This window comes from Thioclava sp. NS-SX20 (assembly GCF_057380695.1).
In genome coordinates, this window is the sequence record NZ_CM170816.1 from 2375339 (window position 1) to 2400000 (window position 24662).

Genomic DNA, 24662 nt, shown 5'->3' on the forward strand with positions numbered 1-24662 from the left:
CACCGGATGGGCGGTCTGGCCTTGATGATCAGATCTTACGGGAACACGGGGGCCAGCATCAGCCCTGCGGTTTCCTCATTGCCCAGCATCAGGTTGGCGTTTTGCAGCGCCTGACCCGAAGAGCCCTTGCATAGGTTATCAAGCGCCACAACAACCAGCGCACGGCCCGGAATACGATCCGCACTTACGCCCACATGCACGAAATTGGACCCTGCCACAGACCGCGTTGAAGGCAAGCCGCCAAAAGGTAGCACCTCGATAAAGGTCTCGGCCGCGTAACGGTCCGCCAAGGCCTTATAGACCGCCTCCGGATCGCCCTTCACATAGGCCGAGGCCAGAATGCCACGGTTCATCGGGGCCAGATGCGGCGTGAACTGCACCAGCACCGGACGCCCCGCAATCTTCGAGAATTCCTGATCGAACTCGCCCAGATGGCGGTGTTTGCCGCCCGCCGAATAGGGATAGGTGCCGCCCGAAAGCTCGGCATGCAGAAGGTTTTCCTTCAGCGAGCGCCCTGCCCCCGAGACCCCGTTCTTGAGATCCAGCAGGATGTCATCCAGATCGATCACCCCCGCCTCGATCAGCGGGCGGATCGCATATTGCCCCGCCGCCGCGTTACAGCCGGTGCCCGCGCAAAGCCGCGCATTACGGATGTCGTCACGGTAGAATTCGGTCAGCCCGTAGACCGCCTCTTTCTGCATCTCGACGGCGCAATGCGGCTTGCCATACCATTTCTCGTATTCCGCCGGATCGCGCAGACGGAAATCAGCCGACAGATCAACGACCTTCAGATCTTTCGGAAGTTCGCGAATAACCTCCTGCGAGGTCGCATGCGGCAGGGCACAGAAAGCCAGATCCACGCCGGAAAAATCGATTTCCTCAATTTTCACAAGGTTCGGAAGATTGAGATGTCGCAAATGCGGGAACACATCCCCCATCGCCATACCGGCCTTACGCTCGCCGGACAAAGCGACGATGTCCATCGTGGGATGGGTTGCAATCAAGCGGACAAGCTCGGCACCGGTATAGCCGGACGCCCCGAGAATGGCGATTTTCTGGGTCATATGCGATCCTTTCGCAGGCGATCCGGCGCGGACCAAACCTGTTTGTAAGCCACGACAAAGCCGGACTGGCCCGCCCCTTTTGGCCAGACCACCCAGTTTGACGCTGTTTTCCGCGTTGTGCCCGCGCCCGTCAAGTTATCACGCAGGATTTTTACCGACCTTGCGACAGATCAAGCCTGCTCGAAGACAACCTTGCGACGCAGGAAACGGGTTGCATGATTGGCAACATGGCCGGGATCCCCCGTCGTCAGGAACTTCGTCTGCGTTCCGGCGCCGATAAATTCGGGACGACGCTCCAGATAGTCCGCCAGACTTTCCGCAACCAGATTGGCCTGACTGTAAACCTTCACATCAGGGCCAAGACCTTCTTGGAAGGCCTGCTGCATGATCGGGTAATGGGTACAGCCAAGGATCGCCGCATCGGGGCGGGGCATACGACGGCGCAGCGCCTCGACATGTGATTTCACCAGCGCCTCCGCCAGAATGTCATCGCCCTCCTCGATCGCATCAACCACGCCACCACAGGGTTGCGCCTCGACATCCACACCGATCGCACGAAACGCCAGTTCACGCTGGAACGCACGGCTCGCGACAGTGGCAGGGGTCGCAAAAAGCGCCACATGCTTGACCTCGACCTCGCGGGGCGGCGAGTTATCGCCCCATTGGCGCTCGGTCAGCGCCTCGATCAGCGGCACAAAAACCCCCAAGACGCGCTTGTCTTTGGGCAGCCACGTTTCCTGCATCCGCTTGAGCGCCGCAGCCGAGGCCGTATTGCAGGCCAGAATGACCAGATCGCAGCCCTCCTCCCACAAGCGCTCGACGGCCCGCGTGGTCAGGTTGTAGATATCCTCGGCATCGCGCACCCCGTAAGGCGCATTCGCGTTATCGCCCAGATAGACAAAAGGCACCTCCGGCAACCGCCGGGACACCGCATCCAAAACCGTCAGCCCGCCAAGACCGCTATCGAAAATGCCGACCGCCATTGGATACTCCTTCCGGATTGTCGCCCATCGTTTTGCAAGTGTTTTACGCCTGCATGATCCCGGATGGAAAGACGTAATAATGTGAGCAAGCGCCTCAAATCAGGACGGAAAGGACACGTTCCGCGATTGTTTGCACCTGCGGCACGGTTTCTCTTTGTGATCTAGGGGCTTCGTCTATAAAAGCATAGCTGTTATGCAGATATCGTAAGACTGGCTAAGGAAATAGAGGGCGTGATGGACTGGGACAAGCTGCGAATCTTTCACGCGGTGGCCGATGCGGGGTCTTTGACCCATGCAGGCGACGCGCTGCACTTGTCACAATCGGCGGTCAGCCGTCAGATCCGCTCGCTCGAAGAAATGCTGGGCACGACCCTGTTCCACCGTCATGCGCGCGGCCTGATCCTGACCGAGCAGGGCGAACTGCTGTTTGACGCCACCTCGACGATGGCCAAAAAGCTCGATGCCGCCTCGGCCCGCATCCGCGATTCGGAGGAAGAGGTCTATGGCGACCTGCGGGTAACCGCGACCACCGGCTTTGGGACCATGTGGCTGGCTCCGCGTCTCAACAAGCTTTACGAGAAATATCCCGAGCTGAAGATCGACCTAATGCTGGAAGAGCGCGTGCTGGACCTGCCGATGCGCGAAGCCGATGTGGCGATCCGCATGAAAGAGCCCGCACAGGCCGATCTGGTGCGCAAACGGCTTCTGAATATCCGGATGCGCTTCTACGCGACCCCGCAATATCTCGAACAGCACGGGCGTCCGGAAACGCTTGAAGATCTCAAGAAACACCGCCTGATCTGCCAAAGCCCCTCGGTGCCGCAAGTGGCGGCGGGCGCCGCGCTTGCACAGCGCGCGCTGGCCTATGAAATGCCCAGCACACTGACCGTGAACAATTATTTCGGCATCCTTCAGGCTGTCCTGAACCATGTGGGCATCGGCATCCTCCCCGATTATCTCACCGTCGACAACAAGATCGAACGGGTCCTGCACGACATCGATTCAAATGAAGTCCCGGTGTTTCTGGCCTATCCGGAAGAGCTGCGCCAATCGCGGCGTGTCACCGCGTTCCGCGACTTCATTCAGGAAGAGATCCAGGCCTATCGCCGTGTTCAGGCAAGCGAAAACCAAAGCTGACAGGCTCCGGCATCCGGCCCGCAACAAACGCGCAAGGAGGCGCGGCGGGCCATACATGCCGCCAACGCATAGCGGCTCTGCAAAAACCTTTCCAGAAAACCCTTGAACGATTCATAAACTGCACATATTTCAGGCGCAGAAGCAGATGGCATGCGGAAACGCTCATCAGCTTCTACCTCCCTGTTGGACTATGGCCGAGCTTTGCTCGGCCTTTTTTTTGGCTCCTCCTCACGAAAGCTTCCCGCAGGCACGCCTTGCCAAGCACCGGACACCGCCGGTAAAAATCGCATATTTCGCAGAGAATTAGCCTCGATAAGCGGCATAAATTGCCCAAAAGGGCAAAGTTTTTCGGAACTGGCGCGCGGATTTCAGGGTTGAGGGAGCATGAACCGCAACGGTTAAAACATGACATCCGAGAGGAGCCAAGATATGAAAACCGCACATAAACTTCTGACCGGCACGCTGCTTACCGCAACCTTTGCCATGCCGATGACGGCATTCGCGCAACCGAGCACTGACGCCGCGGATTCTCTGTATCAGGACGATCCTGCGGGCCTTGTCGACTATAAGATGGGCATCGTTCAGATGCAAGATGAAAGCTCCAAGGACGCCGCCGCTGCCGCGACCGCCAGCGCCAATGTGACCGGCGGTCCCGATGGCCGGAAAGGTCTGGTGCAGATGAAAACCGAAGCCAATGCTGGCGTGACCGAAGCTGATGCGGGCACGATGGGCAAGATGGACGGCAACAACACCCAAGCCGCAGTCCCTGCCGAATACAATTACAAGGGCGGCCTCGGGATTGCCGAAAGCAAGACCGCAGCACAGGATCTCGGCTCGGCCAAGTCGAAGGATGGTCAGGATATCGGCAATATCGAACGCGTCGAGAAGAATGGCGACACCGATACCGTGTATATCCGCGTTTCCGAAAAACTCGATACACCGGTGTCGATGTTCAAGGTAACCGTCCCGGCCTCGGACCTTGATGATGGCGTCGTGTCGCTGCCGTGGACCCTTTCGGGCCTTCTGGACACGCTCAAGAAGCAGCAGGACGCATAATCCTTATGTGATTCCCCCCAAGAAAGGGCCAGCCACGCGCTGGTCCTTTCCTATTTTTGCACCTATCCGCCATTCCATCCCGCCCTGCGGCACAAGGGGCCTTCCCCCAACGCGCTCAATGTTCTAAGGCATGCGCAACCGATGCGCCCGCCGGAGGACATTTATGACCGAACCCGCACTCACCCCCGACCTGATCGCCGCTCACGGGCTCAAGCCCGACGAATACGAGCGTATTCTGGAAATCATTGGGCGTGAACCGAGCTTCACCGAACTTGGCATTTTCTCGGCCATGTGGAACGAGCACTGCTCGTATAAATCATCCAAGAAATGGCTGCGTACGCTGCACACCAAAGGCCCGCAGGTCATCTGTGGTCCGGGGGAGAACGCAGGCGTTGTGGATATTGGTGACGGTCAGGCGATCGTCTTCAAGATGGAAAGCCACAACCACCCCTCCTATATCGAGCCGCACCAAGGGGCTGCGACCGGTGTGGGCGGCATTCTGCGCGATGTCTTCACCATGGGCGCCCGCCCGATTGCCGCGATGGACAGCCTGTCCTTCGGCATGCCCTCGCATCCCAAAACCAACCATGTCGTCAAAGGCGTGGTCGAAGGCGTGGGTTCTTATGGCAACTGCTTCGGCGTGCCGAATGTGGGCGGCGAAGTCCGTTTCCACCCCTCCTATAACGGCAACTGCCTTGTGAACGCCTTCGCGGCGGGCCTCGCGGATGCCGATAAGATCTTCTACTCGGCCGCATCCGGCATCGGCATGCCGGTCGTCTATCTTGGCGCGAAAACCGGCCGTGACGGTGTGGGCGGCGCGACGATGGCGTCGGCCGAATTCGATGACACCATCGAGGACAAGCGCCCGACCGTCCAAGTCGGCGACCCCTTCACCGAGAAATGCCTGATGGAAGCCTGCCTTGAACTGATGGCATCGGGGTCTGTGATCTCGATTCAGGATATGGGTGCTGCTGGCCTGACCTGCTCGGCTGTGGAGATGGGCGATAAGGGCGGCCTTGGTATCCACCTCAAGCTGGAGAATGTTCCCCAGCGCGAGACCAATATGACCGCCTATGAGATGATGCTCTCGGAAAGCCAGGAGCGTATGCTCATGGTTCTCAAACCCGAGAAAGAGGCCGAGGCCCGCGCCATCTTCGAGAAATGGGATCTGGACTTTGCCATCGTGGGCGAAACCATCGCGGAAGACCGCTTCCTGATCGAGCATAATGGCGCGATCAAAGCCGATCTGCCGCTGTCGAAGCTCTCCTCGACCGCGCCCGAATATGATCGTCCGTGGGTCGAAACGCCGAAGCCCGCTCCGGCTGATGCCCTGCCCGCGATTGGCGCGATGGAGGCGCTGAAGGCGCTGATCGGTTCGCCGAACTACGCGGCCAAGGATTGGGTCTTCGAGCAATATGACACCCAAGTCATGGGCGATACCGTCCGCCGCCCCGGCATGGGTGCAGGCGTTGTGCGCATCCACGGCACCTCGAAAGCCGTGGCCTTCACCGCCGATGTGACGCCGCGCTATGTCAAGGCCGACCCCTTCGAGGGTGGCAAACAGGCGGTTGCCGAGAACTTCCGCAACCTCTGTGCCGTTGGCGCAAAGCCGCTGGCCACCACCGACAACCTGAACTTCGGCAACCCCGAAAAGCCCGAAATCATGGGCCAATTCGTGGGCGCGATCAAAGGGATCGATGCCGCTGTGAAGGCGCTGGATATGCCGATCGTTTCGGGCAACGTCTCGCTTTATAACGAGACCGATGGTCAGGGCATCCTGCCGACGCCGACGATCTGCGCCGTGGGTCTTCTGGAAAACCTTGAAGACGAGCTGATCGCAGGTCTGCCGTCGGAAGGCGACATCGCGCTGGTGATCGGGGCGACCAAGGGCCATCTGGATCAATCCGCGCTGGCGTTTGAAGCCTTCGGTATCGAGGCAGGTCAGGCCCCCGAAGTCGATCTGGACGCAGAGCTGAAAAACGGCACCTTCCTGCGCGAGAACCGCAAGTCGGTGACCTCGGCCACCGACCTGTCGGATGGTGGTGTGGCTCTGGCAGCCTTCGAACTGGCGGAAAGCGCAGCCGTCGGCGTGACGCTGGACAGCGCCGATATCGGTCAGCTCTTCGGTGAGGATCAGGCCCGCTATCTGGTCACCGCAACCGAGGCGGGCGCAAGCGCGCTGGAAGCCGCCGCCGCAAGCGCAGGCGTCACCATCGCCCGCGTCGGCACCTTCGGCGGCGCGTCGGTCAGCTTCGGCGGCGACAGCGCCCCTCTGGCGGATCTGGCCAAGCTCTACCGTGGAGCCTTTGCGGCAGCCATCAACGGCTAACCCGCTTCCCCTGCTTCCCGAAAGGCCGCTGCAAAGCGGCCTTTTTCATGCGCGGCACGTTGCGCCCTGCGCATCTGCCAAGGCCTTCCCCACGATATCCGCACAGAGAAAGCGACTGCCGCGCCTTTCCGAAGGTTGCCACAGCGCCTATGATCGGCATCACCCTTTTACCACCGCTTTCAGGTATCCAATGACCCGCTTCGCTGCCGATAGCGTCCCTGCAAAAGCCCTGCGATTGTTTCTCGCCGCGATCATCGCCCTGAGCATCGCCGAGCTGTTGGGCTTTCATAATACCTATTGGGCGGCCATGCCGGTTTTCGTCATCGCCCAACCCATGCGTGAGGATATGGTGGTCCGTGGTATCTTACGCGTCATCGGCACGCTGGCGGGGGCCGGTATCGGCCTGCTGGCGCTGATCTATCTCGGCAATCCCGTCGCGATCGGTCTGGCCGTCGGGGTGACCGCGGCCATCGGCACCGGCCTCGCCTACAGGATCGGCACGACCTATAGCTATGGCTTTACCCTGATGGCTTTCAGTTGCGGTGTGGTGGTCATGCCCTCGCTGGGACTTGGCGCAAACGACATTGCGCTGGCGCTTGAACGGATCTGGTGCACCCTGATCGGTGTCGCCTGCATCACGCTGGTCTCGTGGTCATTCACCCCCAGCCGGCACGGCCCCATCCCGCCGCGCCCCATGCCCCCTTCAACCCAGCAGTTGATCCTGCGGATGGCCTTTGCCGCCACCGCCTGCACCATCGGCACGGCGGCCACCGGACTGACCATGAATTTCGCCATCATGTCGGGCGCTCTTGCGATGACCGTTTTCAGCGCCGTGATCGGCTCCATGACCGATCCGCGCCCGATCATCCGCTGGCTGGTGCCCGGCGTAATCATGGGCGTCTGTGCGGCGGTGGTCTACCGCTCCATCATCGACAGCCTCGGCCTCAACCAGCCGCAGATCTATATTCTTGCGATTCTTTTTGTGGCTGCGGGGGCCCTGCTGCGCGCCCATCCGAAAACCGCCGCCCCCGCCCTTGATTGCAACATGTGCTTCCTGCTGGCGGGCGAGGCAGGCGCGGTCGGTCATTCCTTCGAGCTGACGGCCTTGGGGGCGTGCGGCATGGTATGCGGCACGCTTCTGGTGGCCGGACCGCTGCATTTCATCGCCTCCTTACGAGACCGCGAAAGAACGCAAGCCGCCAGCTGACAGGGGACAGCCCTTGCAGCGCCTGCGTCCAGGCCCTAATTTAGACAAGAAGCTGCAGGAGTGCCTATTTCATGCCAATGGAAGCCCAGGATATCGAAAACCTGATCCGAGACTCGTTCCCCGAGGCAAAAATCACCATCACCGACCTCGCCGGAGATGGCAATCACTGGGCCGCCGAGGTCATCGACGAATCCTTCCGCGGACAGAACCGCGTCCAGCAGCAGCGCGCAGTCTATGCTGCCCTCAAAGGCGCGATGGACGGCCCGAGCGGCGCCCTCCACGCGCTGGCGCTCACGACAAAGGCGCCCGAGTAACAAGAACAGACCGGCAGGAGGCGCGGCATCGTGCCCTCCTGTCATGCCCGACCGAAAATCCTACCGCCGCGCCGAGTCGTCCATCGCGGGCGACCAGCGTCCGGACAAAGACCGCTGGCCATACCGACACCCCCGTCGGGCGGATCGGCCCTCACTCACATACGGCCTGTATGCATTGCGCATGCGCCAAACAAAGGAACTTCGCCATGAGCGCGCAAGACCAGATCCAGAAAGACGTCTCTGAAAACGATGTCGTGCTTTTCATGAAAGGCACCAAAGAAATGCCCCAATGCGGCTTCTCCAGCCGTGTGGCGGGTGTGCTCAATTTCATGGGGGTCGCCTATAAGGATATCAACGTCCTTGCCGATGCCGAGATCCGTCAGGGCATCAAGGATTTCTCCGACTGGCCGACCATCCCGCAGCTTTATGTCAAAGGCGAATTTGTCGGCGGCTGCGATATCGTGACCGAAATGACCCTGTCGGGCGAGCTTGACCAGCTGTTCAGCGACAAAGGGATCGAGTTCAACAAGGAAGCGGCAGAGCAGATCCGCGCGGCCAACGCCTGAGATCCCGTCCTGCCCGACAAAAGCCCCGCCTCAGGCGGGGTTTTTTCACGCCCGCACGCCTGCCCGATTGCCCCGGCCCGATTGCCCCGTATCGGTCATCCCAGATCGAGAAACGGCCTTTCGTGCCACATTTCCAGCAGATCGCCCGCCATACGCACCGGCCTGCCCTGCAACCGCTGGGCATGCATCTCCAGCATCAGGACGGCGGCAAGCTTGTAGCCGTGCCGCGCCGCATCCATCGACGGACTGCTGGGCACAAAACTATGTTCGATTTCCGCCGCAGCAGAGGTCAGTGCAATCGCGATATCCACCGCCTCGGCATGGGGAAAACGCCGCGCCAGCGCTGGAACAAGATCGACCCACCCTGTCTCGCGGGTCAGCAGAGCCTCCAGAGCAAAGGCCAAAAGCTGCTCTGGCACATGGTCATCGACGCTCTGAGTTCTCAATGCCGAATCGTCTTTCATTTACCCGCCGCACCACTTACCCCGCTATCATACCAGATTATGGGACCATCTTCGCGGAAAGAAATATCTGGACTTTGTGAAGAGCCGCCCCATCTGATGTTGTTTATTTGGAAAGCACTTTCTGCTAGGAAAGGGGCTCCACAGCCCAATGAGCAGCAAAATGCAGTATATCCCTCAAGCCCGCGAACTCGCGCTTGGCCTGTTCACGGCCATATTCGCGATGATCATTTTTCAGGCCGCACGCGGTGCGGGCACCCTGGCCCCGCCCGAGCTTCTGCTCCTGTCAGCCGCCGGTGCCTGCGCGCTGCGCGGCTTCATCGCCAATCTGCGCGAAGGCTGCCAGCCCCCATTACGCGCGGACTGCCTGCGCACCACCGTGATCTGCGCGGCGCTGACCCTCAAGCTTCTATGGGCGGAATTCGCGCTTACACAGAGCGACGGCACCATGATGGCCGCCAGCCTTGCCGCAATCATCATGGCCCTTGCCCATAATCTTATCTGCCAATCGCGCGGCGCGATGCGCCGCAGCTGATCTTGGCGCGGGCGGGGTTATTTCCCGCCCAACCGGCGCTTCACGCGCCCCCAGAGGCCTTCGGCACGGTCTTCGACACCATCCCACGCCTCTTCCATATCCTCGATCACCGGATCGATGGAGCGCCTGCGAAACTGCCGCCACATCGCGCGCAAAAACAGCAGCACGATCAGCAGGAAGGTCAGGATAACGATATTCGCCCAAGGAATGATCGTCGCATCCGGCCCCGACACAACATTGATCGATACCGCATTGGGATAGATCGAGATCCACTCGTTGCGCCAGCCATAATGGGTGATCGACACCCAGACCGGATTGGCCTTGGTCGAGACAAGATCCTGCGCCACGGCTTGCAGGTTAGAGCTGTCCAGCTTGAAATAGGGCGGCCAGCCCCAGCCGGTATCCTCGTTGCGATAGACCATCGGCTTGCCGTTCGGGCGCTGCGTCTGGATGAAGAACACATCGCGGCTGCCCACCGCCTGCGCCGCCTTGTCGGGCGTTGCCCAGAAGATCGAATGCTGCCCGTAATCGATGCGGCGATTCTCCGTTCCGACAATCCGGACGATGTCATGCTGCGGCAGGGTGTAGTGGAAAAAGGCGAAGACCAGCAGCGCAAGCACCGCAAAGAAACCCCATTTGAAATACCGCATCATGGCCTCATGTGTAGTTCATTAAATAGACGATACAGATCACCACGCCCACCGGCACCAGAAAGACCAGCACCAGCAGGCGCTTGCGCAGGGAGCGCGCATAATCGCGCAGACCTTCGGCAATATAGGCTTCGGGGTCAAGCTGCCCGTCCGCCGCGCGCTCCAGCCCCTCGCGGACACGCGAGCGCGCGTAAAGCGAAACCAGCCAGTAGATCAGGCATAAAACCCCGAACCCGATGACTGCAAAGCTCAGAAATGCGCGCATATGCTCTCCACACCGAGGGGGGCGCCGCCATCCGCCGCGCCTAAACGGGGATATTATCGATCAAGCGGACATTGCCCAACCATAATGCCACCAACAGGCGTGCATTGTCTTCAAGCTGCGCCAGCGGAGCAAGGCTGTCTCCGGCGCGCAGATCCAGATACTCGACCGTGCCGAACCCTTTCGCAGCCAGCTCCGCGCGGGCCGAGGCCAAAGCCACCCCGACATCGGCACCCGCGCGCAAACTGGCGGCAAGCTCTTGCAAGACCTGATGCAAGAGCGGTGCCATGCTACGGTCTTCGTGGCTCAGCCGGACATTGCGCGAGGACATGGCCAGACCGTCGGCCTCGCGGATGGTCGGACAGCCGATCACGGTCACCGGCAGATTGAGGTCGCGCACCATCCGGCGCACCACCTGCAATTGCTGCCAGTCCTTTTCTCCGAAAAAGGCGCGCCCTGCCTGCGTCATGCCAAACAGCTTGGCCACCACGGTCGCCACCCCGTCGAAATGGCCCGGGCGGTGTTCGCCCTCCATCGGGGCCGAGACCCCGCTGACCGATACGGTCGTGGAAAACCCGTCGGGATAGACCTCGGCCACCTCGGGCGCAAACAGCACATCCACCCCCGCCTCGTCCAGAAGCGCAAGATCACGCGCCTCGTCGCGGGGGTATTTGCTCAGATCATCGGTATTGTTGAATTGCATCGGGTTCACGAAGATCGTCACGATCACACGGTCCGACTGCGCCCTTGCCGCCTTCACAAGGCTCAGATGCCCATCATGCAGCGCGCCCATCGTCGGCACTACACCGACCAGCATACCAGAGCGTTTCCATGCCGCGACCTTGTCCTGAAGTTCGGCGGAATTACGGATCACCAAGGTCATTTCTTCACCTCGTCGGAAAACATATGTTCGGGCGCAGGGAAACGGCGCGCGCGCACCTCTTCGGCATAGGCAGCAACCGCCTGCCCTGCCGCATCGCCCAACTGCGCATAGCGTTTGACAAATTTCGGTTTGAAGGCGGTAAACAGGCCCAGCATGTCATCCACCACCAGCACCTGCCCGTCGCAGTTCACGCTGGCCCCGATGCCGATCGTCGGCACCGAAATCTCGGCGGTGATACGGTCGGCCAGCCCCTGCGGCACCTTTTCCAGCGTCACCGCAAAGGCTCCGGCCTCGTCCACCGCAACGGCATCGGCCATCAGACGCGCCGCCGCATCCCCACGCCCCTGAACCTTATACCCCCCGAAAACATTGACGGATTGCGGGGTCAGCCCGATATGCGCCACCACCGGAATGCCGCGCTGGACAAGGAAGCGGATCGTGTCGGCCATATGCGCGCCGCCTTCCAGCTTCACGGCCTGCGCGCCGGTCTCGGCCATGATACGGGCAGCGTTCCGGAACGCCTGCGCGGGGCTTTCCTCATAGGAGCCGAAGGGCATATCCACCACGATACAGGCCGCCTGCGCCCCGCGTGCCACCGCCTGACCGTGCAGGATCATCATCTCCAAGGTCACGCCCAAGGTGCTTTCAAGCCCGTGCACCACCATGCCCAGACTGTCACCCACCAGAACCAGATCGCAATGCGGGTCCATGATACGGGCCATAGGGGTGGTGTAAGCCGTCAGACAGACAATCGGGCTTTGGCCTTTCATTGCGGCAATATCGCTCGGCATCTTGCGCGAGATCTTTGCAGCAGCACTCATGGGCTATGTCCTCCTTTGGCCTGCATATCCTCCGATGCAGGTGCCAGAGCAATAGCCCCCAGTTTCTGCAATTGCAAAGAAAACCCTGCCCCCTGCCACGAAGGTGCCACCCGCCCCCCGAAAGGCCGGTCCGGGCCTGGCATAAATGAAAGCGCGACAGACCGGTCGGCCTGCCGCGCATCCCCTTTTCCCACCCGTGGGAAAACCTGTTTATACGATCAGTTCCCGCTCAGTGCGGCCTCGCGCTCTGCATCGGTCATGGCCGCCGGATAGATCGCCTCGTCGGCTTTTTCCGCAGCTTCTGCTGCCGCGACCGGATCCCCGCCAGATGCCTGTGCCTTGGCTGCGGCCACCGCGCGGTCATGCGCTTCCTTATCGGAGATGGCCGGATCCTCGATCTTGCCCTCATCCCATGCTTTCGCATCCGCCTCGATGGCTGCGGTATCCGACGAGGGCACCACATATCCCGAATGCAGCTCGGTCATCGGGCCTTCCATCTTCAGGCTTTCCGCCTTCGAACGCACCTTCACGACAGTGCCCAGATCCGTTTCGTCGAACATATCCATGATGTCCTGATTGAAGAAGCGGATGCACCCTGCCGATGTCGCCTTGCCGATGGAGGACGGGTCCATCGTACCGTGCAGACGGTAATAGGTATCGCGACCGTTTTTATAAAGATACAGCGCCCGCGCCCCCAGAGGGTTCTCCAGCCCCCCCTTCAGCCCGCCCGACAGCGGACCATAGAGGTCGGGATCATTGCGGATCATGTTCTTGGTCGGCGTCCAGCTGGGATAGACCTCTTTACGACGGATCACGGCCGTCCCCGAGAAGCCCTTACCGGCCTTGCCGACCGCAACCCCCATACGCATCGCACGCCCCGGCGCGACGATGTGATAGGCCACGCGGGCATAGGGGTCCACAACGATGGTGCCGACCGCCTCGGGGCCGTTGTAATCAACCCATTGACGGCGGTTACGCTCGGTCAGATAACGCGGATTGATGGCCGGAACGGTCACATCCGGTTCCAGTTCGTCTTGGCGCGCGCGATATTCAGCCGGAACCGACGCTGTCGAGATCCGGGTCGAGGGGCTATCGGTATGCGGCTGTGCGGCACATCCCGCCAACGCAACCAACCCCGCAGCCGCAATCATCGGCAGGCGAAAACGAACAAATAGAGATGACACAGCAGCAAATCCTTTCGGAACTTTTTTACAAACCAGCGCCTGCCGGGCAGATCGGCAGGTCGTGGGTTAACCGGACCTTATTTTCATGTTCCAGTAAGCGGTCAAGCCTATTGACCGCAACTCGGTTCCCCCGAAGGTGAAAAAAATGCAAGCGGTGGCCAACATATGACATTTGCGCCGGTTTCTGCGGCAGCAGGGCGCCGTTTCCCCGATCACACTTAACGCGGATAAATTAAACTTAATCATTCTGCGGGATCATACGGGCTGATCGTCGCATACGGAGCCGTCATGGCCGTCTTCAACCTCAACTTCTTTGATCTGAGCTATGCCAGTACCACGGCGGGGACCTTCAGCAATAATGGGGGCTACCAGTTCACCGTCAATGTGGACACGATCACCCTGCAACCCGGCGCGACGAGCGACGTCCTTCAGGTCGATGACCAAACCAACGCGACCTTCGATGATGATGACAACACGCAAACTCTGGCTGCCGGATATACGATCGGCGGGGTCAACTATGCGGCAGGCACCATCATCGAGGCGGAATATGATGTCATCGTGCAGGATTCGCTGGGCAACACCTATACGCTGCAATTCGTCTCTTTGAATGGGGATGCGTGGAATATCGAAGGCTTCGTCATTCAGGGGACGCCGCCGCCCTATGGCGAACCGCTGACGGTGATACAGGCCATTGACTATACAAGCGGCAGCTATGCCTATGCCACCTCCGCGCCATCCTGCTTCGGCCCCCGCACCCGTTTTCTTATGGCGGACGGGCAGCAGAAAATGGCCCAAGCCCTGCGCCAAGGCGATATGCTGCGCTGTCACGATGGCACCGCCGCGCCGGTTGCCATGCTCTTGCAGTCGCGCGTTCCGCTGGACAGCGCGCGCGACCATCGGCCCATCCGCCTGCGGGCCCATGCGCTTGGCAATGGTCTGCCCGGAAAGACGCTGATTCTATCGGCGCATCACCGTGTATATATTGCCGAGATTGACGCGCTTCTGCCCGCCTCTTCGCTACTTGTCCGCCCCCGCATCGGTCGTGCCCCGGAAATTGCGGGGCCTTATATCCATATCGTCCTACAGCGGCATGCGGTGATTTTTGCCAATGGCCTCCCCTGCGAGAGCTTCTGGCCCGGACCGGTGGCGCTGTCGCTTCTGCCGCCGGAAATTGCCCGAAAGATCCGCAAGATCATGGGTCGCACCCCCACTCCGGCCAAGCCGCTCTGGCCGATGCGGGCCGCGCAGCGCCATACAACCCGCGCCTTGGCACAAGAGCTGCGGATCTCTCTGCCCCAATTCGGCCCATAAAAAAACCGCCACAAAAATCGTGGCGGTTTTCTGTTACAAAGATCGGGGCCTTAGCGGCGCTCGTCTTCTTCTTCGTCATCATCGCCATGCGGCAGGTTGAAGAAGCTGTCCGCATCGGAATAATCGGCGGGCGATTTACGCTCATCGTCATCTTCCGGCTTCGAAAGCGAGAAATTCTCCAGCCCCGCAATAGAGGACGGCAGACGCGGCTCGTCCGACATTTCCAGCGACTGCTCGGTGGACACCAGCTTGCGGCGCTCGTCATCGGTCATGACGCCCATCGCAGCGGCTTTCTTCGCGGCCTTCTGCACTTCCATATCCAGTTCGGACTGGCGGCACAGGCCCAGAGCCACCGGATCGATGGCGGTCATGTTCTGGATGTTCCAGTGGGTGCGCTCGCGGATCGAGGCGATGGTGGGCTTGGTGGTCCCCACCAGACGCGCGATCTGCGCATCGGCCAGTTCGGGGTGGAATTTCACCAGCCACAGGATCGCGTTCGGACGGTCCTGACGCTTGGACAGCGGCGTGTAGCGCGGGCCACGGCGCTTGTCTTCGCCAACAGCCGCCTTGTTGAACTTCAGCTTCAGCTTGTAGAGCGCGTCTTTCTCGCCCTTCTCGATCTCGCTGGCGTCCAGCTGGCCATGCGCCACAGGGTCCTGGCCCTTCACGCCCACAGCCACATCACCATCGGCGATGCCTTGGATTTCCAGCTCGTGCATGCCGGTGAAGTCACCGATCTGCTTGAAGCTCAGCGTGGTATTGTCCACCAGCCACACGGCGGTCGCTCTTGCCATCAGGGGCTTGTTGGTCATCTCAGCCATCCTTTACATATCTCTCCCGTGCCGAGAAATCGGCTGCGGGCGGGAGATCCCTACGCCGCGATCCATTTCTGGTGGGGAATTGGCCTCGTATATACTCAAATCCACAGCTCGGGAAAAGAGAAAATGACGAAACTTCGCGTATTCCTGATAATCTTGGCACTTCTGAGCACCAGTCTTTCTGCGCAAGCCGAGGGCGAAAAGGCAGGCCAATTCGATTATTATGTGCTTGCGCTCAGCTGGTCCCCAACATGGTGTGCCCTAACGGGCGATGCCCGTAACTCGCCGCAATGCGACACAGACCGCAACGGACCGCATGATTTTGTGCTGCACGGGCTCTGGCCGCAAAACGAAACCGGCTGGCCCAGCTATTGCAACATGTCAGCACGCGATCCGTCCAAGCGGCAGACGGCGGCAATGGCGGATATCATGGGCACAACAGGGGCGGCTTGGTATCAGTGGAATAAACACGGGCGTTGCTCGGGCCTTGCGGCGCAGGCCTATCTGGATCTGGCCCGCCGCGCCTATGACAGCGTGAAAATCCCGGATGTGTTCGAGCAGCTGCGCAAGGATGTCACCCTGCCCGCCAGCGTGGTGGAGGAGGCCTTCCTTGAGGCCAATCCGCGGCTGAGCGCCGATGGCGTGACCATCACCTGCCAATCCCACCGCATCCAGGAGGTGCGCATCTGCCTGACGAAAGACCTGACGCCCCGCACCTGCGGGGCCGATGTGATCCGCGATTGCGCGCTGACGGATGCGCGGATGGATGGCATCCGCTGAACGTAAGACACCAAAAAACCCCCAAGGAAACCGAGGGGGTTCATGGTGCGGGCAAACCCGCCAGCTTTCTCAACACGTCGAAACTCAGAGAGCCCCTTCACGCTGTGCTTTTTTACGCGCCAGTTTACGGGCACGGCGAACGGCTTCCGCCTTCTCGCGCGCTTTCTTCACGGACGGCTTCTCGAAATGTTGCCGAAGCTTCATTTCACGGAAAACGCCTTCACGTTGAAGTTTCTTCTTCAGGGCACGAAGCGCCTGATCGACGTTGTTATCGCGAACGCTGACCTGCATGGTGTCACCACCTTCCTAAGTTAGAGTTGCATCGGTTTGCAGGAGCGCTTCATATAGCTATAAACCTTCCATTTGTCCACCACCTGAAAGGGGCCCGAAAGGGAAAGGCCATGAAAAACGATCATCTCGATGCCGATCGCGCCAAATCAGAGCTGTTGGATGCGATCCTGCCCCATGTTCCTTTCGATGGCTGGGCCAAACCGGCCTTCGATATGGCCGTAAGTGATTCGGGTATCGACCCGGGTGTCGCCAAGATCCTCTGCCCTCGGGGGGCGCTGGATCTGGCGGTGGAATATCACCGGCGCGGGGATCGGGCGATGGTAAGCGCCCTGAAAACCGCCGATCTGTCAGCGATGAAATTCCGTGACAGGGTCGCCTTTGCCCTGCGCACCCGTCTCGAAGCTGTCGACCCCGAACTGGTGCGCCGAGGGGCTGCAACTTTTGCCCTGCCGCAAAATGCCGCGACCGGCACCCGACTGGTCTGGGACACCTGCGACCTGATCTGGACCACGCTTGGCGACAGCTCGACCGATTACAACTGGTACACCAAACGCATGACACTGACCGGCGTCTATTCGGCTTCAGTGCTGTACTGGATGGGCGATGAAAGCGAAGACCATGCAGAGACCTGGGCCTTTATCGACCGCCGGATCGAGGATGTCATGCAATTCGAGAAAGTGAAGGGCAGCGTCATGAAGCTGCCCTTTGTGAAGACCATGCTTTCGGGCATTCGCGCGCCGCAGGGCTGCGAGGATCTGCCCGGCAAAACCGCGGCCCCGCAGGATAAGGACTGAAAAATGAGCCTCCCCCATGAAATGCAGGTGATGGAAATCACCCAACCGGGCGCCCCCGAGGTCTTGCAACCCGCCCATCGCGCCGTGCCTGTGCCGGGCTATGGCGAGATCCTGATCGAGGTGGCCTATGCAGGTGTCAACCGTCCTGATGCGCTGCAACGCGCCGGAGCCTATGATCCCCCGCCCGGCGCATCCGATTTGCCCGGGCTGGAATGTTCGGGCCGTGTGGCTGCGTGCGGGCCGGGTGTCAGCGACTGGTCCGTGGGCGACGAGGTCTGCGCGCTTCTGCCCGGTGGCGGCTATGCCGAATTTGTCACCTGCCCTGCTGCCCATGCCCTGCCCGTCCCGAAAGGTATGGACCTGAAACTGGCCGCCTGCCTGCCCGAGACCTGCTTCACCGTCTGGTCCAACGTGGTGATGCGCGGCGGTCTGAAAGGTGGCGAACGCTTTCTGGTGCATGGCGGCTCGTCCGGCATCGGCACCACCGCCATCCAGATCGCCCGTGCGCTCGGCGCCACGGTTTTTGCCACGGCGGGCTCCGCCGAAAAATGCAAGGCCTGCGCGGATCTGGGCGCCACCGCCATCAATTATCGCGAGGAGGATTTCGTCAAGATTCTCACCGCTCAGGGCGGTGCGGATCTGATCCTCGATATGGTCGGAGGCGAGTATATCAAGCGCGATCTCAAAGCTTTGGCAATGGACGGGCGGCTGGTCTTTATCGCCTTCCTCCAAGGGCCGAAAGCCGAAATCAATTTCGCCCCCGTGATGACCCGCCGTCTGACCATCACCGGCTCGACGCTGCGCCCGCAAACCGATGCACAGAAAGCTGTTATCGCAAGTGAGTTGCTCGAAAGGGTCTGGCCGATGGTCGAAACGGGCAAGCTGAAGGTGTTGCTGGATTCAACCTACCCCCTGACCGAAGCCGCCGCAGCCCACGCCCGCATGGAGAGCTCGACCCATATCGGCAAGATCGTCCTGAAGGTCAAATAACCTCCGTCTCGGGGCGGGGCCTTCGGGAACAGAAGCCCCGCCACACACAGGCCACGGACAGCAAAAAACCGCATCCCTTTCGGGTGCGGCTCGTTCGCTAAAGCTGGTTGCGTGAGCCTGACACCACCGAAATCTTACCGTTTACAAACTTTAGACGCTACCGGACCTTTTCCTGCGGAACACAATGGGCGGAAAGCGGACTTGCGGCAGTGCGGCTTGGCGCCTGCGGCGAGTTTGGGATAGCGGCCATTCATGCGCCGCGCAGCAAGGAACGCTGACCTTCGTTACGCATAGGGCGACAGAACCGCGAGAGCCTCATCATGCTACCTGCTCTGACATCTGCTTTTTCAGAAGATCTGCGAATGCCCTGATCTGCGTTTGGCGCAGAGCTTGAGGCCGCGTAACGAGAAACACATCCAATTGCGGAAGGCTCACACTAGGGAAAAGCTCTACAAGCCCCACCGCTAGAGAATGTGGGAGAACGGCCGCCCCGTGCCCCCGCTCTACGGCCTGAATCTGGGCGGCAAAAGACGAGACCCTAATGCGGATGTTGCCAAATCCTGCTGCCCGCGCGGCTTTCATATAGGGCAACTGGTCCATTGGCGGCAAAAGCCCGATCATCGGTATGTCCTCGGGGCGAGCGTTCCGTTTGATGCCAAGATCTTTGATCGCGTAAAGGCCGAGTGAAACCTCAGGCATCCGTTGATAGATCAGCGACGGCTCTCCCAGATGTGCGGTGCGCACTGCGATATCGGAGGCGCCCTGTGCCAGCTCTACGAACTCGGGCGAACTGGTGATGTCGACGGAGCAGCCGGGATGCTCGGAAATGAAACGCGCGGCAACATCAGCAACCAACCCGATGAACCCGTCGCCCGCTGTCACCCTGACGCGACCGGAAAGACCAGCGCTCTTCTGTGGCAGGATAAGCGCGCTTTCGAACTCCTGCGCCGCTTGGATCAAAGTCGATCCCCTCTCGGTTAGGCGCGTTCCATCCGCGCCGCGTTCGACCAGAGCCGCGCCCATCTGATGTTCCAGCTGCGTGATCCGGCGTGAGAGGGTCGAGGCAGCCATGCCGAGCGTCTCGCCCGCCCTGAGGAAACTGCCGCGCCGCGAGATCGCCAGCAACAATCGGATATCATCCCAGTTCATCTTGGCTCTCTGCTGTGCATTTTGACAAAGCTGTTTTGCCATGGTGTGCGTTCTACGCAAAGCCCGGCTTTGCTATCAAATCGCTAAGCGGCGCAGTGTGCGCCCGCAAGGAGATCTTTCATGCAAACCGTTTTCGTCACTGGTGCCACCGGGCTATTGGGCAATAATCTCGTGCGGCTGCTGCTCGATCGCGGTATTTTCGTGCGCGCGCTTGTCCGCTCGCGGGCCAAAGCCCATGCGCAGTTCGGAGCGATCCCCCAGCTTGAGATTATCGAAGGCGATCTGCTGGACGTTACGACATTCGCAGCGGCGCTTTCGGGGTGCGACACGGTGTTTCACACCGCGGCTTATTTCCGCGAGAGTTATGGCGGCGGAAAGCACTGGGCCATGCTCAAGCGGATCAATATCGATGCCACAGAGGCGTTGATCTCCGCGGCATATACCGCAGGCATACGCCGTTTCATCCATACCAGTTCGATCGCGGTGGTGCATGGTCCCCGTGGATCGCTGATAGACGAGACGATGACCAGAGACCTGCGCGACGCCGATGACTATTACCGAAGCAAGATGCTTTCTGATGATGTCGTGATGCGGTTCTTGGAGCAGCATCCAAAGATGTTCGCCACATTCGTCATGCCTGGCTGGATGCACGGCCCTGGAGATATAGGGCCAACGGCGGCAGGCCAGTTCACGCGGGACTATCTGAACGGCTCTCTGCCAGGCATTCCACCCGGAACCGTGTCTTTCGTCGATGCCCGCGATGTGGCTCTCGCGCTGGTCTTGGCAGCAGAAAAAGGCCGTAAGGGGGAGCATTATCTTGCAGCAGGGCATCATGTCACAATGCAGGATCTGGTGGCGATATATCAAAAGGTCACGCAGATACCCGCGCCAAGCAGGAAAATCCCCATGGCGTTATTATGGCCGATCGCAGTCTTGCACGAACTCACGGCCCGTATCTCTGGCAGGCCTGCACTTTTGAGCCTTGCGACGGTGCGCACCATCTGCGCCGAAAACGATCGTACAAGGTTCAATCCCGAAAAGTCACAGAGAGAATTGGGGCTTACCTTCCGACCAATGGTCCAGACTATTAGAGATGAAGTAGACTGGTTCAATGCGCAACGTATAGCCCCCACGCCCCTCTTAGCTTTGCCGGATCATCGGTAGGCTGACCAAGTTCTTACAAAAATGTAAGAAGTGCCCCGACCCGCTATGTTTTGGGCGGCACGGCCCGGCTGATAACCGCAACCAGATCGCGGCCTACCGCAACAAGATTTGCCCGAGGCGGCACGGCGATATAGACCGGCTCCCATCTGGGCGCGAATTCCTGCTTGAACGTGCGCAGCCCCTCGAAATTGTAGAACTGGCGCCCGTGTCGATAGAGGAAGGCACCAAGATGCGTGCTCAGCCGCACGCCGCGCCGCGCCTCGAGCCACGAGCCACGAGCCACGAGCCACGAGCCACGAGAGCGGTGCATTGCCAAGCGAGAACTCGGCAGGGCCATTCTCCTTGAACTCAAGAAAAAGCGCCGTGAACAGAAAATCCATCACACCGTTCGGGATATCATCACGGTGGCGCATGAGGTCGATGGCGGCACGCTGTTTGCGCTCGGTCACCCATAGATTGGCAAAGGCCACTATACGCCCTTCATGGCGGACAAGGGCGATGGGAGTGCGGTCGAGATAGGCAGGATCGAAACTGCCGACCGAAAACCCCTTTTCCTCACCGATCTTGGAGCGGAGCCATATGTCCGAAATGATCTTCAGCTCGGTCAGAAGCGCAAGATCATGCGGGCCGTCCACCAGCTCGAAGCTCATCTGGTCGCGCTGTGCGCGGGCATAAGCCGCGCGGATCTTCTTGCGCTCGGGGCCTTCAAGGCTGAAGTTACGCAGATCGACCACCGCCTCCTCGCCGAATTTATGCGCGACCATGCTCGACCGGCTGCGCCTACGGGAGGAGGAGTTAAAGGCTCTCAAAACCGAACTCTCCGCCACCTCCGCACCCGAAGAGATCAAGATGCCAACGCTCAAAGACCTCAAGCTAATCTACCACTCACAACTGGTTAGGCTGGAGAGCTTGCTGACGGGCTCGGATCAGCTCATCGCCGCCAATGCGCTCCTCACAGGCCTAATCGACCGTATAGAGCTCATAGGGGACCCAGACAGTCGGGACGGCATACGGATCACGATCATCAGCAATGTGGGGGGCTCTTTGGAGGCCCTTCTTCATTCCAAAGTATTGATAGACAACAAAAAAGCCTCCTTAGGGAGGCTTTGCGGCTGATTGGTAAGATTTCGGTGGTTGCGGGAGTAGGATTTGAACCTACGACCTTCAGGTTATGAGCCTGACGAGCTACCGGGCTGCTCCATCCCGCGTTATTGTTTGTCTCGTTTGGGGGGTGTTATCGTTATATAGAGATGATTGACGCTCTTTGCTAGGTTTGGCGGTGACCTACTCTCCCACGTCTTAAGACGCAGTACCATTGGCGTGTTGGCCCTTAACGGCCGGGTTCGGAATGGGACCGGGTGTATAGCCAGCGCTATGACCACCAAACCGAGTAAAGAGCGTGCAAGTCAAGTTGTATGCATGATTTTGATCTGTAGGAGTGTCTGTCTACTACTGGATCAAATCAAGCCAATCGGGCAATTAGTACTGGTCAACTGAATGCATTGCTGCACTTACATCTCCAGCCTATCGACGTGGTGGTCTTCCACGGCCCTCAAGGGATACCTAGTTTTGAAGGGGGCTTCCCGCTTAGATGCTTTCAGCGGTTATCCTGTCCGGACATAGCTACCCAGCACTACCGTTGGCACGATAACTGGTCCACCAGTGGTCCGTTCACCCCGGTCCTCTCGTACTAGGGGCAACTCTTCTCAAGTATCCTACACCCACGGCAGATAGGGACCGAACTGTCTCACGACGTTCTAAACCCAGCTCACGTACCTCTTTAAACGGCGAACAGCCGTACCCTTGGGACCTGCTCCAGCCCCAGGATGAGATGAGCCGACATCGAGGTGCCAAACGGTGCCGTCGATATGGACTCTTGGGCACCATCAGCCTGTTATCCCCAGAGTACCTTTTATCCGTTGAGCGATGGCCCTCCCACTTGGGACCACCGGATCACTATGGCCGACTTTCGTCTCTGCTCGACTTGTCAGTCTCGCAGTCAGGCAGGCTTTTGCCATTGCACTCAACGACCGATTTCCGACCGGTCTGAGCCCACCTTCGCGCGCCTCCGTTACTCTTTGGGAGGCGACCGCCCCAGTCAAACTACCCGCCACACAGGGTCCCGGATCCGGATAACGGACCGCGGTTAGACATCAAGAGTGCGAAGGGTGGTATCTCAAGGATGCCTCCACCGGAACTGGCGTTCTGGTTTCAAAGGCTACCACCTATCCTGCACATCACAATCCTGATGCCAGTGTGAAGCTGTAGTAAAGGTTCATGGGGTCTTTCCGTCTAACCGCGGGTAGTGTGCATCTTGACACACAGTTCAATTTCGCTGAGTCCACGTTTGAGACAGCGGGGAGATCGTTACGCCATTCGTGCAGGTCGGAACTTACCCGACAAGGAATTTCGCTACCTTAGGACCGTTATAGTTACGGCCGCCGTTTACCGGGGCTTCAATTCAGAGCTTGCACCCCTCCTTTTAACCTTCCGGCACCGGGCAGGCGTCAGACTGTATACGTCGCCTTACGGCTTCGCACAGCCCTGTGTTTTAAGTAAACAGTCGCCACCCCCTAGTTTGTGCCCCCCACCACTAGTTGCCTAGCGATGGGGCCTCCTTCTCGCGAACTTACGGAGGCATTTTGCCGAGTTCCTTAAACGTGGTTCTCTCAAGCGCCTTGGTATTCTCTACCAGTCCACCTGTGTCGGTTTCGGGTACGGTCTTATAGAGAGGCTATTTCCAGGGACCTGTAGGCTGCCCACACAATCCGATAAGTGTGAACAACGGTTCAGATCCGTCACCATCTCACGGCCCAGGAATATTAACCTGGTTCCCATCGACTACGCCTTTCGGCCTCGCCTTAGGGGCCGGCTTACCCTGCTCAGATTAGCTTTAAGCAGGAACCCTTGGACTTTCGGCGACAGGGTCTCTCACCCTGTTTGTCGCTACTCATGTCAACATTCTCACTTCTGATCACTCCACCGGATGCCTTACAGCCCGGCTTCACAGTCAGAACATTGCCTCCAATGTATCCGAGGATACTAAGGAGGCAGCGTTCTATATCACAGAACGCTCCGCTACCACGCACTTCACAGTGCATCCAAAGCTTCGGCTCGTGGCTTGAGCCCCGTTACATCTTCGCCGCAGGACCTCTTGACTAGACCAGTGAGCTGTTACGCTATCTTTAAAGGATGGCTGCTTCTAAGCCAACCTCCTGGTTGTTTTGGAAGTCCCACATGCTTTCCCACTTAGCCACGAATTGGGGGCCTTAGCTGTTGGTCAGGGTTGTTTCCCTCTCCACGACGGACGTTAGCACCCGCCGTGTGTCTGCCGATCAGTTCTTCCCGGTATTCGGAGTTTGCTTAGACTCAGTAAGGCTGTGGGCCCCCATCATCCATGCAGTGCTCTACCCCCGGGAGAATACAATCGACGCGCTACCTAAATAGCTTTCGCGGAGAACCAGCTATCTCCGAGTTTGATTGGCCTTTCACCCCTAGCCACACGTCATCCGGACCCTTTTCAACGGGTGTCGGTTCGGACCTCCAGTTGGTGTTACCCAACCTTCATCCTGCACATGGCTAGATCACTCGGTTTCGGGTCTGATCCCACGAACTCGTCGCCCTTTTAAGACTCGCTTTCGCTGCGCCTACACCTATCGGCTTAAGCTTGCTCGTAAGACCAAGTCGTTGACCCATTATACAAAAGGTACGCCGTCAGAGCTCGAGGCTCCTCCGACTGCTTGTAGGCGTCCGGTTTCAGAAACTGTTTCACTCCCCTCGTCGGGGTGCTTTTCACCTTTCCCTCACGGTACTGGTTCGCTATCGGTCAGTAAGGAGTACTTAGCCTTCGAAGGTGGTCCTCCGATCTTCAGACAGGATTTCACGTGTCCCGCCCTACTTAATACGTCCTGTT

At 59.5% G+C, this 24662-nt stretch carries 25 protein-coding genes, 1 tRNA gene and 2 rRNA genes (1 of these 28 cut by a window edge); 13 read left to right on the forward strand and 15 right to left on the reverse strand.

The window, feature by feature from the left end; all coding sequences use genetic code 11:
- Positions 1–35: 35 nt before the first annotated feature.
- Complete coding sequence (gene argC / locus AC2ISB_RS11695) at positions 36–1064, reverse strand: N-acetyl-gamma-glutamyl-phosphate reductase (RefSeq protein ID WP_339108384.1); 1029 nt, start codon at positions 1062–1064, stop codon at positions 36–38.
- Positions 1065–1234: 170 nt separating this feature from the next.
- Positions 1235–2047 carry a glutamate racemase gene (murI, locus tag AC2ISB_RS11700; protein WP_339108385.1) on the reverse strand — a complete coding sequence of 271 codons (813 nt, stop codon included), beginning with the start codon at positions 2045–2047 and terminating at the stop codon, positions 1235–1237.
- Positions 2048–2281: 234 nt separating this feature from the next.
- On the opposite strand from murI, the gene AC2ISB_RS11705 reads away from it, so the two are divergent.
- The 6 genes from AC2ISB_RS11705 (at position 2282) to grxD (ending at position 8656) form a co-directional block, all read left to right on the forward strand.
- Positions 2282–3184, forward strand: coding sequence for a LysR family transcriptional regulator (locus AC2ISB_RS11705; protein ID WP_486575133.1), 903 nt, complete (start codon positions 2282–2284; stop codon positions 3182–3184).
- 429 nt (positions 3185–3613) lie between these two features.
- Positions 3614–4240, forward strand: coding sequence for a hypothetical protein (locus AC2ISB_RS11710; protein ID WP_339108386.1), 627 nt, complete (start codon positions 3614–3616; stop codon positions 4238–4240).
- 163 nt (positions 4241–4403) lie between these two features.
- Positions 4404–6569 carry a phosphoribosylformylglycinamidine synthase subunit PurL gene (purL, locus tag AC2ISB_RS11715; protein ID WP_486575134.1) on the forward strand — a complete coding sequence of 722 codons (2166 nt, stop codon included), beginning with the start codon at positions 4404–4406 and terminating at the stop codon, positions 6567–6569.
- A gap of 190 nt (positions 6570–6759) precedes the next feature.
- The gene (locus AC2ISB_RS11720) at positions 6760–7776 is read left to right on the forward strand and encodes an FUSC family protein (RefSeq protein WP_486575135.1); all 1017 of its coding nucleotides are present in this window, start codon (positions 6760–6762) and stop codon (positions 7774–7776) included.
- 71 nt (positions 7777–7847) lie between these two features.
- Positions 7848–8090 carry a BolA/IbaG family iron-sulfur metabolism protein gene (locus tag AC2ISB_RS11725; RefSeq protein WP_339108389.1) on the forward strand — a complete coding sequence of 81 codons (243 nt, stop codon included), beginning with the start codon at positions 7848–7850 and terminating at the stop codon, positions 8088–8090.
- 206 nt (positions 8091–8296) lie between these two features.
- On the forward strand, positions 8297–8656 hold the full coding sequence (gene grxD / locus AC2ISB_RS11730; RefSeq protein WP_339108390.1) for a Grx4 family monothiol glutaredoxin: 360 nt from the start codon (positions 8297–8299) through the stop codon (positions 8654–8656).
- A 95-nt stretch (positions 8657–8751) separates the two neighbouring features.
- Here grxD and AC2ISB_RS11735 read toward each other — a convergent pair whose 3' ends face one another.
- Positions 8752–9120, reverse strand: a complete 369-nt coding sequence (locus tag AC2ISB_RS11735) for a hypothetical protein (RefSeq protein ID WP_406721394.1) — start codon at positions 9118–9120, stop codon at positions 8752–8754.
- Positions 9121–9280: 160 nt separating this feature from the next.
- On the opposite strand from AC2ISB_RS11735, the gene AC2ISB_RS11740 reads away from it, so the two are divergent.
- Positions 9281–9652 (forward strand): hypothetical protein, encoded by a 372-nt coding sequence (locus AC2ISB_RS11740; protein ID WP_339108392.1) that lies wholly within the window; start codon positions 9281–9283, stop codon positions 9650–9652.
- Positions 9653–9669: 17 nt separating this feature from the next.
- Here AC2ISB_RS11740 and AC2ISB_RS11745 read toward each other — a convergent pair whose 3' ends face one another.
- From AC2ISB_RS11745 to AC2ISB_RS11765, 5 genes are all read right to left on the reverse strand, one after another.
- A complete protein-coding gene (locus AC2ISB_RS11745; RefSeq protein WP_486575137.1) occupies positions 9670–10302 on the reverse strand; it encodes a DUF1523 family protein in 633 nt (210 codons plus the stop codon).
- A 7-nt stretch (positions 10303–10309) separates the two neighbouring features.
- Positions 10310–10567, reverse strand: coding sequence for a hypothetical protein (locus AC2ISB_RS11750; RefSeq protein ID WP_406721396.1), 258 nt, complete (start codon positions 10565–10567; stop codon positions 10310–10312).
- A 40-nt stretch (positions 10568–10607) separates the two neighbouring features.
- On the reverse strand, positions 10608–11447 hold the full coding sequence (gene panC, locus AC2ISB_RS11755) for a pantoate--beta-alanine ligase (protein ID WP_486575139.1): 840 nt from the start codon (positions 11445–11447) through the stop codon (positions 10608–10610).
- Complete coding sequence (gene panB, locus AC2ISB_RS11760) at positions 11444–12268, reverse strand: 3-methyl-2-oxobutanoate hydroxymethyltransferase (RefSeq protein ID WP_406721397.1); 825 nt, start codon at positions 12266–12268, stop codon at positions 11444–11446. Before panB ends, panC begins: the two co-directional genes overlap by 4 nt.
- Before the next feature lie 218 nt (positions 12269–12486).
- The gene (locus AC2ISB_RS11765) at positions 12487–13452 is read right to left on the reverse strand and encodes a L,D-transpeptidase (protein WP_339108397.1); all 966 of its coding nucleotides are present in this window, start codon (positions 13450–13452) and stop codon (positions 12487–12489) included.
- A 288-nt stretch (positions 13453–13740) separates the two neighbouring features.
- Between AC2ISB_RS11765 and AC2ISB_RS11770 the strand changes: the two genes are divergently transcribed.
- Positions 13741–14763, forward strand: coding sequence for a Hint domain-containing protein (locus AC2ISB_RS11770; protein WP_486575142.1), 1023 nt, complete (start codon positions 13741–13743; stop codon positions 14761–14763).
- 50 nt (positions 14764–14813) lie between these two features.
- Here AC2ISB_RS11770 and AC2ISB_RS11775 read toward each other — a convergent pair whose 3' ends face one another.
- Positions 14814–15575 (reverse strand): DUF1013 domain-containing protein, encoded by a 762-nt coding sequence (locus AC2ISB_RS11775; protein ID WP_339108399.1) that lies wholly within the window; start codon positions 15573–15575, stop codon positions 14814–14816.
- Between the two features lie 132 nt (positions 15576–15707).
- Here AC2ISB_RS11775 and AC2ISB_RS11780 point away from each other — a divergent pair, with 132 nt between their 5' ends.
- Positions 15708–16361, forward strand: coding sequence for a ribonuclease T2 family protein (locus AC2ISB_RS11780; protein WP_486575144.1), 654 nt, complete (start codon positions 15708–15710; stop codon positions 16359–16361).
- 84 nt (positions 16362–16445) lie between these two features.
- On the opposite strand, the gene rpsU is transcribed toward AC2ISB_RS11780, so the two are convergent.
- Complete coding sequence (rpsU, locus tag AC2ISB_RS11785) at positions 16446–16652, reverse strand: 30S ribosomal protein S21 (protein ID WP_083217574.1); 207 nt, start codon at positions 16650–16652, stop codon at positions 16446–16448.
- A 110-nt stretch (positions 16653–16762) separates the two neighbouring features.
- Between rpsU and AC2ISB_RS11790 the strand changes: the two genes are divergently transcribed.
- On the forward strand, positions 16763–17446 hold the full coding sequence (locus tag AC2ISB_RS11790) for a COQ9 family protein (protein ID WP_486575146.1): 684 nt from the start codon (positions 16763–16765) through the stop codon (positions 17444–17446).
- Between the two features lie 3 nt (positions 17447–17449).
- Positions 17450–18436, forward strand: coding sequence for an NAD(P)H-quinone oxidoreductase (locus AC2ISB_RS11795; protein WP_406721402.1), 987 nt, complete (start codon positions 17450–17452; stop codon positions 18434–18436).
- Between the two features lie 318 nt (positions 18437–18754).
- Here AC2ISB_RS11795 and AC2ISB_RS11800 read toward each other — a convergent pair whose 3' ends face one another.
- Positions 18755–19627 (reverse strand): LysR family transcriptional regulator, encoded by an 873-nt coding sequence (locus AC2ISB_RS11800; protein ID WP_486575148.1) that lies wholly within the window; start codon positions 19625–19627, stop codon positions 18755–18757.
- Between the two features lie 78 nt (positions 19628–19705).
- Between AC2ISB_RS11800 and AC2ISB_RS11805 the strand changes: the two genes are divergently transcribed.
- The gene (locus tag AC2ISB_RS11805) at positions 19706–20749 is read left to right on the forward strand and encodes an SDR family oxidoreductase (RefSeq protein WP_486575150.1); all 1044 of its coding nucleotides are present in this window, start codon (positions 19706–19708) and stop codon (positions 20747–20749) included.
- Here the strand turns inward: AC2ISB_RS11805 and AC2ISB_RS11810 are convergent.
- Positions 20740–21513, reverse strand: a complete 774-nt coding sequence (locus AC2ISB_RS11810) for a phosphatidylglycerol lysyltransferase domain-containing protein (protein ID WP_486575152.1) — start codon at positions 21511–21513, stop codon at positions 20740–20742. The genes AC2ISB_RS11805 and AC2ISB_RS11810 overlap by 10 nt on opposite strands.
- On the opposite strand from AC2ISB_RS11810, the gene AC2ISB_RS11815 reads away from it, so the two are divergent.
- Positions 21512–21865, forward strand: a complete 354-nt coding sequence (locus AC2ISB_RS11815) for a hypothetical protein (RefSeq protein WP_486575154.1) — start codon at positions 21512–21514, stop codon at positions 21863–21865. The two genes, AC2ISB_RS11810 and AC2ISB_RS11815, sit on opposite strands and share 2 nt — an antisense overlap.
- 15 nt (positions 21866–21880) lie before the next feature.
- Here the strand turns inward: AC2ISB_RS11815 and AC2ISB_RS11820 are convergent.
- From AC2ISB_RS11820 to AC2ISB_RS11830, 3 genes are all read right to left on the reverse strand, one after another.
- Positions 21881–21957 (reverse strand) — tRNA-Met (locus AC2ISB_RS11820).
- Positions 21958–22020: 63 nt separating this feature from the next.
- Positions 22021–22135, reverse strand: a 5S ribosomal RNA gene (gene rrf / locus AC2ISB_RS11825).
- A 72-nt stretch (positions 22136–22207) separates the two neighbouring features.
- Positions 22208–24662, reverse strand: a 23S ribosomal RNA gene (locus tag AC2ISB_RS11830) (it continues 376 nt past the right edge of the window).

What these genes read in the sequence shown, in the direction of transcription:
- argC (WP_339108384.1), bottom strand. Translation starts at nt 1,064, where the DNA reads ATGACCCAGAAAATCGCCATTCTCGGGGCGTCCGGCTATACCGGTGCC.
- murI (WP_339108385.1), bottom strand. Translation starts at nt 2,047, where the DNA reads ATGGCGGTCGGCATTTTCGATAGCGGTCTTGGCGGGCTGACGGTTTTG.
- AC2ISB_RS11705 (WP_486575133.1), top strand. Translation starts at nt 2,282, where the DNA reads ATGGACTGGGACAAGCTGCGAATCTTTCACGCGGTGGCCGATGCGGGG.
- AC2ISB_RS11710 (WP_339108386.1), top strand. Translation starts at nt 3,614, where the DNA reads ATGAAAACCGCACATAAACTTCTGACCGGCACGCTGCTTACCGCAACC.
- purL (WP_486575134.1), top strand. Translation starts at nt 4,404, where the DNA reads ATGACCGAACCCGCACTCACCCCCGACCTGATCGCCGCTCACGGGCTC.
- AC2ISB_RS11720 (WP_486575135.1), top strand. Translation starts at nt 6,760, where the DNA reads ATGACCCGCTTCGCTGCCGATAGCGTCCCTGCAAAAGCCCTGCGATTG.
- AC2ISB_RS11725 (WP_339108389.1), top strand. Translation starts at nt 7,848, where the DNA reads ATGCCAATGGAAGCCCAGGATATCGAAAACCTGATCCGAGACTCGTTC.
- grxD (WP_339108390.1), top strand. Translation starts at nt 8,297, where the DNA reads ATGAGCGCGCAAGACCAGATCCAGAAAGACGTCTCTGAAAACGATGTC.
- AC2ISB_RS11735 (WP_406721394.1), bottom strand. Translation starts at nt 9,120, where the DNA reads ATGAAAGACGATTCGGCATTGAGAACTCAGAGCGTCGATGACCATGTG.
- AC2ISB_RS11740 (WP_339108392.1), top strand. Translation starts at nt 9,281, where the DNA reads ATGCAGTATATCCCTCAAGCCCGCGAACTCGCGCTTGGCCTGTTCACG.
- AC2ISB_RS11745 (WP_486575137.1), bottom strand. Translation starts at nt 10,302, where the DNA reads ATGCGGTATTTCAAATGGGGTTTCTTTGCGGTGCTTGCGCTGCTGGTC.
- AC2ISB_RS11750 (WP_406721396.1), bottom strand. Translation starts at nt 10,567, where the DNA reads ATGCGCGCATTTCTGAGCTTTGCAGTCATCGGGTTCGGGGTTTTATGC.
- panC (WP_486575139.1), bottom strand. Translation starts at nt 11,447, where the DNA reads ATGACCTTGGTGATCCGTAATTCCGCCGAACTTCAGGACAAGGTCGCG.
- panB (WP_406721397.1), bottom strand. Translation starts at nt 12,268, where the DNA reads ATGAGTGCTGCTGCAAAGATCTCGCGCAAGATGCCGAGCGATATTGCC.
- AC2ISB_RS11770 (WP_486575142.1), top strand. Translation starts at nt 13,741, where the DNA reads ATGGCCGTCTTCAACCTCAACTTCTTTGATCTGAGCTATGCCAGTACC.
- AC2ISB_RS11775 (WP_339108399.1), bottom strand. Translation starts at nt 15,575, where the DNA reads ATGACCAACAAGCCCCTGATGGCAAGAGCGACCGCCGTGTGGCTGGTG.
- AC2ISB_RS11780 (WP_486575144.1), top strand. Translation starts at nt 15,708, where the DNA reads ATGACGAAACTTCGCGTATTCCTGATAATCTTGGCACTTCTGAGCACC.
- rpsU (WP_083217574.1), bottom strand. Translation starts at nt 16,652, where the DNA reads ATGCAGGTCAGCGTTCGCGATAACAACGTCGATCAGGCGCTTCGTGCC.
- AC2ISB_RS11790 (WP_486575146.1), top strand. Translation starts at nt 16,763, where the DNA reads ATGAAAAACGATCATCTCGATGCCGATCGCGCCAAATCAGAGCTGTTG.
- AC2ISB_RS11795 (WP_406721402.1), top strand. Translation starts at nt 17,450, where the DNA reads ATGAGCCTCCCCCATGAAATGCAGGTGATGGAAATCACCCAACCGGGC.
- AC2ISB_RS11800 (WP_486575148.1), bottom strand. Translation starts at nt 19,627, where the DNA reads ATGGCAAAACAGCTTTGTCAAAATGCACAGCAGAGAGCCAAGATGAAC.
- AC2ISB_RS11805 (WP_486575150.1), top strand. Translation starts at nt 19,706, where the DNA reads ATGCAAACCGTTTTCGTCACTGGTGCCACCGGGCTATTGGGCAATAAT.
- AC2ISB_RS11815 (WP_486575154.1), top strand. Translation starts at nt 21,512, where the DNA reads ATGCTCGACCGGCTGCGCCTACGGGAGGAGGAGTTAAAGGCTCTCAAA.
- AC2ISB_RS11810 (WP_486575152.1), bottom strand. Translation starts at nt 21,513, where the DNA reads ATGGTCGCGCATAAATTCGGCGAGGAGGCGGTGGTCGATCTGCGTAAC.